The sequence below is a fragment of the Larkinella bovis genome (assembly GCF_042655385.1).
Classification (GTDB): Bacteria; Bacteroidota; Bacteroidia; order Cytophagales; family Spirosomataceae; genus Larkinella; species Larkinella bovis.
Genome location: NZ_JBHSMA010000014.1, coordinates 14,217 through 27,950, shown reverse-complemented (window position 1 = coordinate 27,950; position 13,734 = coordinate 14,217). Strand labels below are relative to the sequence as shown.

Annotated in this window: 10 protein-coding genes; 2 read left to right on the top strand and 8 right to left on the bottom strand. The window is 55.6% G+C overall.

The features are described 5' to 3' along the window. Window positions 1-27: 27 nt before the first annotated feature. Window positions 28-417: a hypothetical protein gene (locus tag ACFPMF_RS24930; RefSeq protein WP_379850266.1), complete on the bottom strand. Its 390-nt coding sequence runs from the start codon at window positions 415-417 to the stop codon at window positions 28-30. A gap of 51 nt (window positions 418-468) precedes the next feature. Continuing rightward, window positions 469-1,782 (bottom strand): aminotransferase class V-fold PLP-dependent enzyme, encoded by a 1,314-nt coding sequence (locus ACFPMF_RS24925; protein WP_379850264.1) that lies wholly within the window; start codon window positions 1,780-1,782, stop codon window positions 469-471. A 303-nt stretch (window positions 1,783-2,085) separates the two neighbouring features. Here ACFPMF_RS24925 and ACFPMF_RS24920 point away from each other — a divergent pair, with 303 nt between their 5' ends. Further along, window positions 2,086-2,433, top strand: coding sequence for a hypothetical protein (locus ACFPMF_RS24920; RefSeq protein ID WP_379850262.1), 348 nt, complete (start codon window positions 2,086-2,088; stop codon window positions 2,431-2,433). A 94-nt stretch (window positions 2,434-2,527) separates the two neighbouring features. Here ACFPMF_RS24920 and ACFPMF_RS24915 read toward each other — a convergent pair whose 3' ends face one another. Continuing rightward, window positions 2,528-3,592 carry an NAD(P)H-dependent flavin oxidoreductase gene (locus ACFPMF_RS24915; RefSeq protein WP_379850260.1) on the bottom strand — a complete coding sequence of 355 codons (1,065 nt, stop codon included), beginning with the start codon at window positions 3,590-3,592 and terminating at the stop codon, window positions 2,528-2,530. A gap of 631 nt (window positions 3,593-4,223) precedes the next feature. Here ACFPMF_RS24915 and ACFPMF_RS24910 point away from each other — a divergent pair. Further along, window positions 4,224-6,938: a PQQ-dependent sugar dehydrogenase gene (locus ACFPMF_RS24910; RefSeq protein ID WP_379850258.1), complete on the top strand. Its 2,715-nt coding sequence runs from the start codon at window positions 4,224-4,226 to the stop codon at window positions 6,936-6,938. 243 nt (window positions 6,939-7,181) lie between these two features. On the opposite strand, the gene ACFPMF_RS24905 is transcribed toward ACFPMF_RS24910, so the two are convergent. From ACFPMF_RS24905 to ACFPMF_RS24885, 5 genes are all read right to left on the bottom strand, one after another. Beyond that, on the bottom strand, window positions 7,182-8,615 hold the full coding sequence (locus ACFPMF_RS24905; protein WP_379850256.1) for a phytoene desaturase family protein: 1,434 nt from the start codon (window positions 8,613-8,615) through the stop codon (window positions 7,182-7,184). 112 nt (window positions 8,616-8,727) lie between these two features. Further along, window positions 8,728-9,951, bottom strand: coding sequence for a sulfite dehydrogenase (soxC, locus tag ACFPMF_RS24900; RefSeq protein ID WP_379850254.1), 1,224 nt, complete (start codon window positions 9,949-9,951; stop codon window positions 8,728-8,730). After that, window positions 9,948-10,574, bottom strand: a complete 627-nt coding sequence (locus ACFPMF_RS24895) for a c-type cytochrome (RefSeq protein ID WP_379850252.1) — start codon at window positions 10,572-10,574, stop codon at window positions 9,948-9,950. The genes soxC and ACFPMF_RS24895 overlap by 4 nt, the downstream gene beginning before the upstream one ends. Before the next feature lie 93 nt (window positions 10,575-10,667). Next, the gene (locus ACFPMF_RS24890; protein WP_379850250.1) at window positions 10,668-12,326 is read right to left on the bottom strand and encodes a hypothetical protein; all 1,659 of its coding nucleotides are present in this window, start codon (window positions 12,324-12,326) and stop codon (window positions 10,668-10,670) included. 12 nt (window positions 12,327-12,338) lie between these two features. Continuing rightward, on the bottom strand, window positions 12,339-13,727 hold the full coding sequence (locus tag ACFPMF_RS24885) for a DoxX family protein (RefSeq protein ID WP_379850248.1): 1,389 nt from the start codon (window positions 13,725-13,727) through the stop codon (window positions 12,339-12,341). Between the last annotated feature and the right edge of the window lie 7 nt (window positions 13,728-13,734).

Below are 13,734 nucleotides of genomic sequence, written 5' to 3'. Positions count from 1 at the left end.
ATCGGTTGGAAAATGGGACGAATCAGGCTATTTGATGGTTTCCGGCCCCCTGTCCTGTTTTTTCTTTCGCACCAAATAAATGAACTGGCTGGACGCCCCTGAGCCGGAATGGGTAACCTGAAACGAAACAACCTCCCAGCCATTTTTTTCGACATAATTAATCGCCTGCATGACGGTATCGAACCGTTCAACCGGTTTGCCTTCCCCGTCGGGGATGCGTAGCTCACTGTTGACTCCTTCCCGAAAACCGGCTTGTCCATAATCGACATACACCCTCGCTTTGCCGCCCAGGTCGGGATATACACAAATCAACTGGCAGTACTGAATATCCAGCTGATTAAGATTGACCCGGTTGACCACCAGTTGTGCCTTTGCCGAACTAATGCCGAGTAAAAATAAAGTAGCGATTACCTTCATGTTAGCGGTTTTCACCCATAACGAATGAAAACCGTTCCCTAAGATAGATGATCAGCTCTTTTTTTGTTTTCCGGCCAGACTTTGCTTCCCGGCCAGGGCGGTAATGGCCGCGACCAGCCGGTCGAGGTCCTTTGGCGTCGTGTACACGTGGGGAGTCACGCGGACCCCTTCAATTGAGCCCAGCGAGATGGGGGTCGTATGAATTTTATAGGTACCCAGCAACTGGCTTTCCAGTTCGGGGCCTTTCATGCCGTCGATGCCCACCACGGCCAGCGCCCCGGCGTATTCCGGTTTCAGGGAGGTGAACAGCCGAACCCCCGGCACGTCTTTCACTTTTTCGGCCCAGTAATTTTTCAGGTAATGCAGGCGCTTGAATTTCCGTTCCGCTCCGATGCCCAACTCAAAATCGACCGCCGTGCCAATGGCCATTTCCGACGCAAACGAGCGCGTTCCGAGCGATTCGAACTTGCGGATGTCGGTTCCGTCGGGGTCGGTATTGGACAGCAAGGCCCAGACATTCTTGATTTTATCTTTTTTAATGTACATCATCCCGCTGCCAAACGGTGCGCAGAGCCATTTGTGCAGGCTGGTCGCCCAGTAATCGCAACCCAGATCGGGGATTTTGTAGTCAAGGTGCGCAAAACTGTGCGCGCCGTCACAAATCACCTCCAGCCCCCGTTTATGGGCCGCGTCGGCAATCTTCCGAACCGGCATGATCTGTCCCGTCCAGTTAATGACGTGTGTAACGTGTACCACTTTGGTTTTGCTGGTAAACGCGCTGGTGTATTGCCGCACCAGGTCATCGTCGTTTTCGGACGGCAGTTTCAGATCGAGCCAGACGAGCTTGATGCCGTCGCGCTTTTCGCGTTGTTTCCAGGCATTCATCATGTTCGGATAATCCTGTTTGGTCAGGACTACCTCGTCGCCCGCTTTCAAATCCAGGCCGAAAATGATAGTATTCAGTCCTTCCGTTGCGTTGCGGTTGATGGCCAGTTCGTCCGGCGACGTCCCCGCCAGATCGGCCAGCTTGGCCCGCAGCGACTCGCGGCCCTGATCCAGAATGCGCCACATGTAGTAGCTGGGGGCTTCGTTGCAGTACTGGTAAAACCGGATGTGGGCATCCTGCACCAGCTTGGGCTGGGGACTCACTCCCCCGTTATTCAGGTTCAGGATATTGGGAGAAACCGTGTACTCTGCCTTGATCCACGACCAGAAGTCTTCATCCTTCGCCAGTTGCTGCGGACTTGCCGTATTGTTCAGTCGCTCGATAAGCGAACGATTGGGTTCGGTCAGAAATTCGGGGAATACAAAGGGGGTAGCGGCAGCGGTGCTCAATTGCCGAAAAAACGTACGACGTGTCGTCATGGGTCAGGAGGGAATATGGCGTTTGCTCAACAAGGTAAAAAGAAAACGGGTGGCTTTGTATACTCGCCGAATAAGATCAAAGTAAATCCCAAAAAACTCTCATTTTCTTTCGTATGAATACCGTTAAATAAACCCCCATCGACATTATCGGAAGGATACGTATTTCTGGCAGGGTCTATGTGGAAACTACGCATTTTTCAAAAAGCGTACTTGTGCGCTAAAACCCCCGAAGGACGACAACTACTTTTGTACTGTCAACCTTGACATATCCACACCATTCCTATTTTTAGTATCAACAAACTAATGAAAACTGTCTTGATTTTCAGTACACTTTGCCTGGCCCTGGCCGTTACCTTACGGGCTTCGAGCCAAAAAAAAATCACCTTGAAACAGACGCTGGAGCAGCAGATAGCGTCGTATGCCTTGTATCCGGAAGTATTACAACAAATCGATAATGACGATTTCGTGATCATTAAGTTCCGCGTCGATCATGAACAGCGACTGGCTGACCTGCGCATTTCGGATGGTGACAACAAAAGCCTGAATGCCACGCTCATCAAGCAGCTAATGGGCAAGAAGGTTTTTCTGACGGAGCCGAATGCCAACGAAAACCAGGAATATCTGGCCAAGGTCCGTTTCCGATTGATCTAACTTACCACCTGTCCCTACCAAAAGCCGACGGCTCCGGAGCAATCCGGAGCCGTTCGTATGTCAGCATGCCGGTTTTCGGTGACCTACCGGATGGCTACGCATCGAAATCCAGGCTGCTCACCAAAGCATTAAAAATCGCAGCCGTACTTCCGCGAACGCTTTTCGACGCCGACTGACCGGCCCACATGGACAGGAAATCGGCCCGATTCGTTGCCTGCGCATAGGCCCGAATGGGAGCGGTCAGACTATTTTGAACCGTGTAGTCCGGCAGCGCCAAACCCGATGCCTCAAGGGCTTCCATAAACCGGTTCCGGATGCCCCGGGCCCAGCGCCCGGTAAACGCATTCGTCAAAACCGTATCCGTACTTTTCGAGGCCAGCACAGCTTTTTTTTGCGCTTCGACGGCGGCACTTTCGTCGGCCACCAGGAACAAACTCCCGATCTGGGCCGCCGACGCACCCAGCGTAAAAACCGCCTGCACCGTTTTCCGATCATAAATGCCGCCCGCAGCGATGACGGGTTGCTCAAGGTGTTCGACCAGTTGGGGCAGTAGCGAAAATAACCCGACCTGAGGCAGCCGGGACGAATCCAGAAAAGTCCCCCGATGTCCCCCCGCTTCGATACCCTGCGCCACCACGGCGTGAACGCCACGGCCGGCCAGCACCAGCGCTTCCTCCAGACTGGTGGCGGTTCCGACCAGAACGGTTCCGGACTGGCTCAACTGGTCAACCACTGATTGCTCCAAAACCCCAAAGGTGAAGCTCACCACCCGGATTTGTTCGTCCAGCAGAATGTCGACCTGGTCGCGGTAATCGTGAAACTGAAAGGCGGAAGCGGCCCGTCGCGTAAAGGGCAGGTCGTGTTCCCGGCAAAATTTTTCCAGGAAATCCTGCATCGCCGTCAGCTGGTCTTCGTCAATCCGCTCCGGAATCGAGTGGGCGAACAGGTTCACCGCGAAAGGTTTTCCGGTTTTCGCCTTGGTTTCCCGAAGTAAGGTTCGGGTTTGTTCCGGGGATAACCCGCCGACGGGCAGCGACCCCAAACCGCCCTGATTGGAAACAGCCGCAACCATAGCGGGCGTGGTGATCCCCAGCATGGGCGCCTGAATGAGCGGGTAATGGATACCGAGAAGATCGGTGAGCGTATTCTGTCTTTTCATGGCAAACCGGTTTTCTTTCCCGCTTATTTTTAACTCTCCTAACACTGATTAACAACAAAATAACCTGAAACCAACCAGGTTTCAACGTTTCCAGCCAGTGATTTTGTGTACCGCAGACGGCTTACGCCTGTACTGCTCCCACTCCTCAACCGCCAACACCGGCCCCGAAAGCAAAACCGGGGTCGCTCAACAGCAAAAGATACACTCTGCCTCTGGCATTCGGTCTCTTCCCGATCGGCTGAAGACGCCCTTGGGAAATTTCGTCTGCCTGTCGCCCCCTCGATCATTTAAGCGACCAGGACCGGACGCATCCGATTGTGCCGTTAAACGCAATTTTGCGTAAATACCGTAAATTGCCGGTAATCTGGGCGCGGAGGTGAATATAACGCCTTTCTGTCGGGTCATCCACGGCTTAACCCGGTACGGGAAAACCGGGTCCGGACGGCGAATGGACCTTCCGGCCGACCGGCCCAACCGGACGCTGGAGTAACGGATGCCCAGCAGGAAAGCAAATCGTCAATTCAGACGACTCACCTACGCCCCCGTGACTGAAACGTATGCTTCGGATCATTTGCCGCTGGTGATGGAGCTTGCTTTGAACTAGAAACCATATACCTTAAACAATACTATTTTGAGTAAAACTATTATCTGGTCGGCATACCTCTTAGCCTTACACTCCCTTTTCTGGGGATCATCGACGTCCGAAACCGGGTCTCTCCGTTCCTTCCACAGCGCACCGGCGGCCAATTCCCTGGCAGTCAGTCAGGAGGAACGGCCCGATAGTACCCGGTTTACCCACAGTATTCTGGCATCCGGTTTCGACGAACCGATGCAGATGGCGATTCTGCCCGATTATAGTGTGCTGGTTGCCGAGCGCAAAGGTGCCCTGCGGCTGTATGACGCAAAGACGAAAACGCTCTCGACGGTGGCCCATCTCAACGTTTTTAGCGGAATTGAAGACGGTTTGCTGGGCGTGGCGCTGGACCCGCAGTACGAACAGAATCACTGGATTTACCTGTATTATGGGCTGGGCGGTGATCGAAACGTGAGCGAGCTGGCCCGGTTTTCATACCGCAACGGTGTGCTGGATATGGCCTCGAAAAAGGTACTGCTGGAAGTGCCGACGCAGCGGACGTATTGCTGCCATTCGGCGGGTTATATCACCTTCGACCCGGCGGGTTTGCTCTACCTGTCCATTGGCGACAACACCAATGCGGAAGAAATCGAAGGCCACAACCCCACCGACGAACGGCCCGGGCGACAGCTTTCGGACGACCAGGGAACCTCCGCCAACAGCAAGGATTTCCGGGGGAAGATTCTGCGCATCAAGCCCGAAGCCGATGGAACCTACAGCATTCCCGACGGTAATCTGTTTCCCAAAGATGGTTCGCAGGGGCATCCCGAAATTTACGTCATGGGCTGCCGCAACCCGTTCCGGGTGTCGGTAGACCCCAAAACCGGCTATGTCTACTGGGGGGACGTCGGGCCGGATACCGAAGTACCCGCCGAGGAAGGAAAACTGAGCTACGACGAAATCAACCAGGCCCGAAAACCCGGTTTCTTTGGCTATCCGTATTTTCTGGGCGCGAACGAAGCCTTCCCCAAATACGATTTTGCGACCAAAAAGGAAGGCCCTCCGCAAGATCCGGCGGCTCCGGTTAATAATTCGCCGAACAATACCGGCGTCAAAAAATTGCCGCCCGCTCACCCCGCCTTTATCTGGTACGGCAAAGGGCCGTCGAAACGCTGGCCATTGGTGGGCCGGGGTGGGGCCAGTGCGATGGCGGGGCCGGTTTATTACAGCGACCGGTATCCCAATGCCCCCTATAAATTACCAGCCTACTACAATGGTAAATTGCTAATCTACGACTGGATTCGGAAATGGATGATGGCCGTAACAATGGATGAACAGGGCAACTACCTTAGCATGGAACCGTTCCTGCCGCAACTGAATGTGGTGGCTCCGATGGATATGCAGATTGCCAAAGACGGCGCCATTTATATTCTGGCCTACGGCACGAACTGGTTTGCCAGGAATACCGATTCGGGTATCATTCGGGTTGAATACAGCGAAGGCAACCGCCGGCCGATTGCCGTTTCCAGGGTCAGCAAAACCGTGGGTGCGGTGCCGCTTTCCGTGCATTTTTCGGCGCAAGGCTCGAAGGACTTTGATCCCGGCGATCAGCTTTCCTATACCTGGAAAGTGGGTTCCGTGAGCCTGAAAGGGGCCGAAGCCGACTACATTTTCAAGAAGCCGGGGACCTACGACGTAGTGCTGACGGTGACGGATTCGCAGGGCGCTTCGGCCACCACCACCTCCCAGATTCGGGTCGGCAACGAACCGCCGAAGGTCGTGATTGGCAGCAGTACCAACCAGAGTTTTTACTGGGACAATACGAAATTTGACTACAAAATTACGGTCACCGATCGGGAAGACAAACCCGTGGCAAAAAGCCGGACCCGGGTTTCGTTCGATTATTTACCGTTTGGGAAAGACCTGGCGAGTGTGCTGTCGGCGGGCAATGAAGACGTCAAATACGCTGCCACAAAGGCGTTTTATGACACCCAGGATTGCAAAGCGTGCCATACCGTCGAGACCAAGTCCATCGGACCGGCCCTGAAGGAAATTGCCCGCCGGTATACCGGAAACCCGGATGCCAAATCCAAATTGGTGGCCAAGATTATCGAAGGGGGCAGCGGCAATTGGGGCACCTATCCCATGCCGCCCCACCCCAACCTGACACCGGAAAAAGCCGGGGAAATTACCGATTACATCCTGAGCCTGACGAAACAGCACGCGTCGCTGCCGCTAGCCGGTTCGCTGCCGCTTGACCAGCATGCAGGGAAAGGTGTCGAAGGGGCGTATGTGTTGCAGGCATCTTATACCGACGGCGGAACCCCGTCCATGCCCGCGCTGACCGCCAGCAGTTACGTTGTGCTGCGGCATCCGCAGATTGAAATGGAGGATTATTCGGAAGGGAACGTCGGGGTGGTGATTGCCACGCTCAATACCGGTTACGTTTCGTACATCAGTAACATTACCAACGGAAAATACGCTCGTTTCGATGGCATCGACCTCACGGGAATTTGCAGTATCAAACTGCGCTTGCAGGAGCACGGAGCGGGCGGAACCATTGCGGTTCATCTGGACGCCAAAGACGGTCCGGAAGTGGGACGACTGAACGTCGCTGCCGGGCAGTTAGCTGACCTCAAAACCGGGTGGAAGGAAGTCAGCCTACCGATCAAGCCCACTACGGGTAAGCACCATCTCTATTTTGTGTTCAAAAACCCGGAGGCCAAACGGGCTTTGTTTCACCTCGATAAAATGGTGTTCGAACGCCGGTAGCCATCCGATCAGTCACCGGCTGCGATAAACTCCGTCAAGCGATTCGCCGAAGTACCCGGTGTCGTACGCTGTGGGTTCACGGCGTACCCGGCCGCTTATCGGCCGCGGAAACACTGGAAATCTTTGCGTTTATCCAGGCCGCTCAGGAAAGCAAAAAAGGTAATTTCTTTATCATAGTGCCGCCGGCTGGCTCCTCCCCCGCTGCCCTTGTTCCTGAACGTTCGGGAAACCGGGGCGCAGTACTTACGGCAGCCGGTTAAACACATCCTTCAACGCCCGTTGGGCGGCCTGGTAACCGCACATGCCGTGAACCCCGCCCCCCGGTGGCGTTGAGGAGGAGCAGATGTACAGTCCTTTGGCCGACGTGCGGTAGGGCGACCAGCGGAGGGCGGGACGGGTGAACAACTGACCGATGTCGATGATGCCGCCGTTGATATCGCCCCCGATGTAGTTGGGGTTGTGCTCCTGCATCTGAATGCTGTTCATGGTGTGCCGGGCTAGAATCCGCTCCCGAAAACCGGGCGCAAACCGCTCGATCTGGTTTTCAATGGCCGCCGTCTGGTCGAGTGTCGAGCCGTTGGGAACGTGGCAGTACGCCCAGGCCGTGTGTTTTCCCGCCGGTGCGCGCGTTTCGTCGAACCGGCTTTGCTGGGCCAGCAACACATACGGTTTTTCAGGATGCTGTCCCCCGGCAGCCTGGCGCTCCGAGGCCGCAATTTCTTCCAGCGTATTGCCGATATGAACCGTACCGGCCCGGTGGCACCCTTCGGCGGTAAACGGAATGGGGCCATCCAGCGCCCAGTCGATCTTGAAAACGCCCATACCGTACCGATAGCGATTGAGCTGCCAGCGGTACAGCGCCGAAAACCGGTGTCCGGCAATTTGCAGCAACTGGCGGGGCGTCACATCAAACAAAACCGCTTTCGCCGACGGCAGTTGAGAAAGATTGGTAACGTAAAAATCGGTCTCGATTTTACCCCCCAGCGAGACAAAATACGACGCAAGCGCGTTCGCAATTTGCTGCGAACCGCCCTTGGGCAGCGGCCAACCGCGCAAATGCCCCACCGTCATCAAGACCGTGGCAATGGCCGAAGTAGCAAAATTCGACAACGGCTGAATCGAATGAGCCGCCATGCCTGCCCAAAGTGCTCTAGCTTGTTTCGTTTTGAATAAGTGACCAATCCAGGTTGATGGCGGCAGGGCTTTTAGTCCGAATAATGCAAAATCAATGGGGTGTTTTGGCAAGGACAGCGGTCCCAGCACATCCGCGTCGATGCGGGGCCACTGGTTCAGCAACGGTTTGAAAAAATCCAGATACGCTTTTTCGTCCGCGCCCAGCAAACGGGCGGTTTCTTCCACCGATCGGGTTAACACAGCCGCGGTTCCGTCGTCGAACGGATGAGCAGCCGCAACCGGCGGTTCGATGTATTCCAAACCGTAGGACCCCAGCGGCAGCGTCCGAAAAAACGGCGAACCAGCCGCCAGCGGGTGAATGGCCGAGCAGGTATCGTGCAGAAAACCGGGCAAGGTCAGTTCCATCGACCGCAGTCCCCCGCCAATCTGCGGTTTGCCTTCCAGGATCAACACCGACAGGCCGGCCCGTTGCAGGGTAATCGCAGCAGCCAATCCGTTCGGGCCGGACCCGACCACTACAGCATCAAACTCTGTTTTACTCACAGTTATCGTTAAATTGTTTCGCAGAGTTGAGCGGAGATATAAGGAGTTAAGCAGAGGCTCCGCTAATCTCTTAGCTACTCCGCTCAACTCCGCGAAACAGTTTGTTATCTTTTTAAACTTCCGGACGGAACAAAACCTGCCCTGATGACGTAACTCGCCAGGCCGTGATCGGGTTCAAATGATACCCGCCGGTATCGGCCCCGCGGGCGTCCAGCAACTGCCGGAGCGTCGGCTGAAGATAGCCGGTTTCGTCCGTCACCCGGCTCATGATCACGGTTTCGCTGCCGTTCCATTGCCAGAGATACCGAAACCGCGTGTGCGCTTTGTCCAGCACCGGCCCCTGGATCTCAGCCACCCGCCACGTCCGGCCGTTGTCGGTACTCACTTCCACCTTCGTCACTTTGCCCCGCCCACTCCAGGCAATCCCCCGGATTTCGAGCCAGCCTTTCTGAATGGTAGCCGGATAGGTTGGGAAAGTAATGATCGAACGGGCGTCGATGGTGAAGCTAAACTGCCGGATTTTGCCGCCCTTGATCGGCTCGGTGTATTTCGAGGTTTCTTCCCGCGTCATAAACGGCTGGTCGGCGAGTTCGAGCCGCCGGAGCCATTTCACGCTGGCGTTGCCTTCCCAGCCGGGCAACAATAGCCGGATGGGATAGCCCTGCTCGGGCCGCAGCGGTTCGCCGTTTTGAGCGTATACGATCAGGGCATCGTCGAACGCTTTGCTGACCGGAACACTACGCGTCATCACGGCGGCATCCGACCCTTCGGCCAGAAACCAGCTGGCGTTCGGTTTGACGCCCACTTCCCGGAACAGCGTGGAGAGCATCACACCCGTCCATTCGCTCTGGCTCGTGAGGCCACAAATATCCTGCGGACGTAGTTTTTCGTTCGTTCCCCGACCCCGGTAATTGCCCGAACATTCCAGAAAACAGATGCGCGAAACCGACGGAAACCGTTTCAGATCCGCCAGCGTGAACACCATCGGTTTATCGACCATGCCGTGGATCAGCAGCTCGTGCCGGGCCGGGTCGATGACTGGAACGCCCCCGTGGTGCCGCTCAAAATGCAGGTCCGAGGGCGTGATGATGCCGTATAAATCCTGCAAGGGCGTTCGGGAGGAAGTCTCCGACGGACTTTTGACCAGCTTTTCAAACGTCGACCGGGTCCCCAATTGCCCCGGCGGCACACCCGGTACTTTGGTGGGATCATCGAGCTGGATTTCCTTTTCGGAAAGACCGATCTGGACGGCTTTGGCAAACGCGGTTTGCGTGATGGCGACGGCCGCCGTGGCCGCTCCTCCCAATACCGTTCGGCGGTTGATTTTCCGGCTCATTTAATTTCCCGCCCTCCTTTCCGATCATCCGGCACGAAAAATTGCCGGGCAGGCATCACAACTTGCGGAAGTGTCTGCGCATTCATCACCGCCGTGGAATCAACGATTTTGTTTAAACAAAGCAGGTAGGCCGTCAGGCTATAGACCTCCTGATCCGACAGCGACCCCGGCGCATTGAACGGCATGGCCCGACGGATGTAGTCAAACAAGGTGGTGGCATACGGCCAGTAGTTGCCAATGGCTTTTTGCCGGTCCTGCGGGGAGGTAGCCACCAACCGACCGCCCAGCGTGGCGTTTTCGGTGCCGGTGGCACCGTGGCAGGCGACGCATTGAGCCGCGTATAGCACCTGCCCCGCCGGTACGGTTCCCGAACCCGGAGGTAAGCCGGTACCGTCGGGTCGGACATCGATGTCTACGACCGCAATTTCCTGGGCGGTAGCCGGACGCCCCAGCCCAAAACGAGCGGGCCAGCCCGCCGTATCGACCATGCTTTGAATAATCGGCTGGGACATTCCGTCTTTGCCCCTGGCCGGATAACACGCCTGTAAGTTCTGGAGCAGCCAGCCACTCAGCAGGCCATAGCCAACCGTTCCGGCCACCGATAAAATGGTTTTTCTTCGCATACGTTACTCATCAAACCGTTACGATTTGCGGTCTGGCCACCCAATAATAAACCGGAACGCCCAGACGTGCAATCCTTAGCCCCGACATTCGTATCAATATTTTCCGGCCTGCAACTCGCTCGGCGACAGCGCATATTGGCGATCAACCCGATCGAGCACGACGTAGATCGAGTCTTTTCGTTCGTTAATACCGGTCAGGATAACCCGGTTGCCGTCGGTGGTCGAATAATTCAGCACCATCCGGTTGCGCTTCACCGGCCGGGATTCGTCCTGGATGCCTTTCGTCCGGCGGGTCGACCAGGCGCGCGGGTCAATCTTGTGATCTTCGTCACCAATCACCGCCAGCGCTTCCTTCGGAATCCAGTTATCGGCTTTTTCGTCGGTTTCTTTCGGGCGCTTGGGCTGATTCCGGCGGTTTTCCGCTCCACCGAGTTCCCGACCATCGACGGTGGCGCGGTTGCTTTTCCGGATTTTATCCTGCAAATACAGCACCTGATTGACCGTATCCGCTTCATAGTAAAACACCCGCTGCCCCCCGGCGACGCCCGACACCTCGAACGTCCGGTTGATATCACGCATGGGCGAACCACCCCCGTTGGAAAGATCCAGCTTGGTCGGGCAGTTCACCTTAAAGGTCAGGCTTGTCCATTTTTCGAAGGTGGCCTGTTGCCAGCGAAGCGTGTCCAGCGGAGAATACGGAATCACCTGGTTATTCAGGCGAAACTCGGTCACGTTGTATACCCCACGGAGTTGTGAAACACCTTTCAGCGCCGGTTGTTTGTAGGGATCATACAGGAAATTAATCCATTGCAGGTACGTAAACCAGACCAGAAAGATGCCAAACGTGGCGGTTTTCAGACTAATGCGAGCAATGCGGGGCCACCCTTTCGACAGGTCGGGGTAGATCCGGACGGGAACCGTAAACCGCTCCCGAATCAGCAGGTCATAGATATTCCGGGCGTCATAAACCAGCAGAAAAGCCGCCAGCAGCACGAAATAGGAGCTGTAAACATGTACGCCACCGTCGTACGCAAAATTGACAAACACAATATCGCCCAGCGCCCCCAGCAGCAAAGCCGCTCCGATGGTGGTGGTGCCCCGGAAGAACAGCAAAGCCCCCGCCAGAATCTCGACCACACCGGTAAACACCTGATACCAGGGCACAATACCGACCGACAGCCAGAAGATTTTCTGGGCCGTAAAATCCCCGAAATCCGTATTCAGCAGGCCTTCGGACGGATACGGCATCTGCGTCGGAAACAGCTTGGTAAACCCAAAACCGATGATGCCGATTCCGGCCCGGTACCGCACAATGACCCGCAGCCAGTAATACAGCAGGTTGTACTCCCGGCGGTTCCGATCCAGGGCCGTCCAGATCAGCCCACCGACGATGGCAATGCCCAGCACGATAAACCAGTCGGCGTAACCGAGTAAGGGTGCTCCTCCGCCTTCACCGCCCCGCCCACCGGCAAAATACCGCAGCACGCTCGGCTGAAACCGGGCAATTTCGTAGAGATCGCGGTAGTGCAGGTGGAGCCAGTCGAGCCCCAAAAGATTTTTGTACCACTCCAGATGGAGCGGAATTGAGAACAGCACAAAGAAGATAAAAGCGATGCGAAACAGAACTTTCTGAAACGTCGTCCAGGCTTTGGTTTTTAATCGGGCGTCCGTCGCCACCGCTGCTGACCGTCCGGCGGGAACGGGCGTCGATTCGAGCACGAGTTCTTCAGGCGTTGTTTTTTGAATAGCCATGACCGGTTGGAATTAGAGGGTTAAGCCACCACGACGACCGGTTTTCCGGGCTTCGTCGAGCAGGTATTTCTTATCGATTTTGTGCAAAACGGCGTAGATGGAGTCCCGTTTCTCGTTGACGCCCGCGAGAATGATCGTTGCCGAATCCGGGCGGCTGTACTGGAAAGTGAAGGATTCCCGCGCATGGGCCGGGTTACGATTTTTCAGAATCAGCCCGTGTTGGTCCGGGGCGATTTCGTACTGGAAATAATGCCGTCCGGCCGAACCCGCAAATTCATAGTTCCGGTCCTGATCGCGGTTGTGAACGACTTCCACGTTGGTTCGATCCAGCGTAACGGGTCGGTTGGACCGAATGCTGAGCGTGGTCCATTGCTCAAAAACCACATCCTGCCAGCGCAGCAAATCGGTTTTGGAATAGGGAATTATCTGCCCGTTGAAACGAAACTCACTGACGTTGTATAGCCCACTGGCGCCGGGCAAACCCGGTTTTTGCGGATACTGGTAAGAGCCTTCTCGGTAACTGGCGTAAACGTTAGCGCCGTAAAAACCGACGAACAACAGCACAAAGCCGGCTTTTAAAACCAGTCGGACGGTTTTCTGACCGTTGGTAAAATGCGGGTTAAAGCGGTTCGGAATCGTCGGGCGTTCCAGTGCCAGCAAAGTAAAAATCCGTTGCGCATCGAAGACCAGCAACGCCAGCGCGAAAGTGGTCAGGTAAAAGCTGTAAACATACTCCCCGCCCTCGTAGGCCAGGTTCGACATGAACACATTGCCCAGGAACGAAACCGTCAGAAAGGCGCCGATGGAAGCGGTTTTCCGGTAAAGCAACAGCAAGGCCGCCAGAATTTCGACGCCACCGAGGAACGACTCGTACGAAGGCACAATACCCAGGCTCATCGAAAATATTTTCCAGTGGGTCAGGTCGCCATAGTTGGTGTTCAGGTTACTCAGCGAGGGCGTTGGCGCCAGTACCGGAAACAGCTTGAGAAAACCGTAGGCCAGTAAGCTGACGGCCAGCCGGTAGCGGAGCACGACCCGCAAAACGTAATAGAGTGCGTTGTACTCCTTTCGGTCACGGTCGCGGTAGGTCCAGACGATGCCTCCTGCCAGGGCAATGCCGAAAATCACCACCCAATTGGCAAACGTGTCGGTTTCGCCAAAAAACCGGGGCTGATAACGCGACAACTGAAACAGATCGCCGTACGAGAGGTGCAGCCAGTTGATGTGCAACAGATCGCGGTAAAACTTCCAGTCGAGCGGAACAGCCTGGAGAATGAAATACAGAAAAGCAACCCGAAAACCGAGCTTTTCGTAACCCCGCCATTCGGTTTGGTCGGGTCGGGAAGCTGATTCGGAGCGAACCGTCTGAGTCTGCACCCGGTCTAACGTCTCTTGTCTCATTGCTTTT

Excerpts from the sequence above, each read along its gene's own strand:
- ACFPMF_RS24930 (WP_379850266.1), bottom strand. The coding sequence starts at position 417 with ATGAAGGTAATCGCTACTTTATTTTTACTCGGCATTAGTTCGGCAAAG.
- ACFPMF_RS24925 (WP_379850264.1), bottom strand. The coding sequence starts at position 1,782 with ATGACGACACGTCGTACGTTTTTTCGGCAATTGAGCACCGCTGCCGCT.
- ACFPMF_RS24920 (WP_379850262.1), top strand. The coding sequence starts at position 2,086 with ATGAAAACTGTCTTGATTTTCAGTACACTTTGCCTGGCCCTGGCCGTT.
- ACFPMF_RS24915 (WP_379850260.1), bottom strand. The coding sequence starts at position 3,592 with ATGAAAAGACAGAATACGCTCACCGATCTTCTCGGTATCCATTACCCG.
- soxC (WP_379850254.1), bottom strand. The coding sequence starts at position 9,951 with ATGAGCCGGAAAATCAACCGCCGAACGGTATTGGGAGGAGCGGCCACG.
- ACFPMF_RS24895 (WP_379850252.1), bottom strand. The coding sequence starts at position 10,574 with ATGCGAAGAAAAACCATTTTATCGGTGGCCGGAACGGTTGGCTATGGC.
- ACFPMF_RS24890 (WP_379850250.1), bottom strand. The coding sequence starts at position 12,326 with ATGGCTATTCAAAAAACAACGCCTGAAGAACTCGTGCTCGAATCGACG.
- ACFPMF_RS24885 (WP_379850248.1), bottom strand. The coding sequence starts at position 13,727 with ATGAGACAAGAGACGTTAGACCGGGTGCAGACTCAGACGGTTCGCTCC.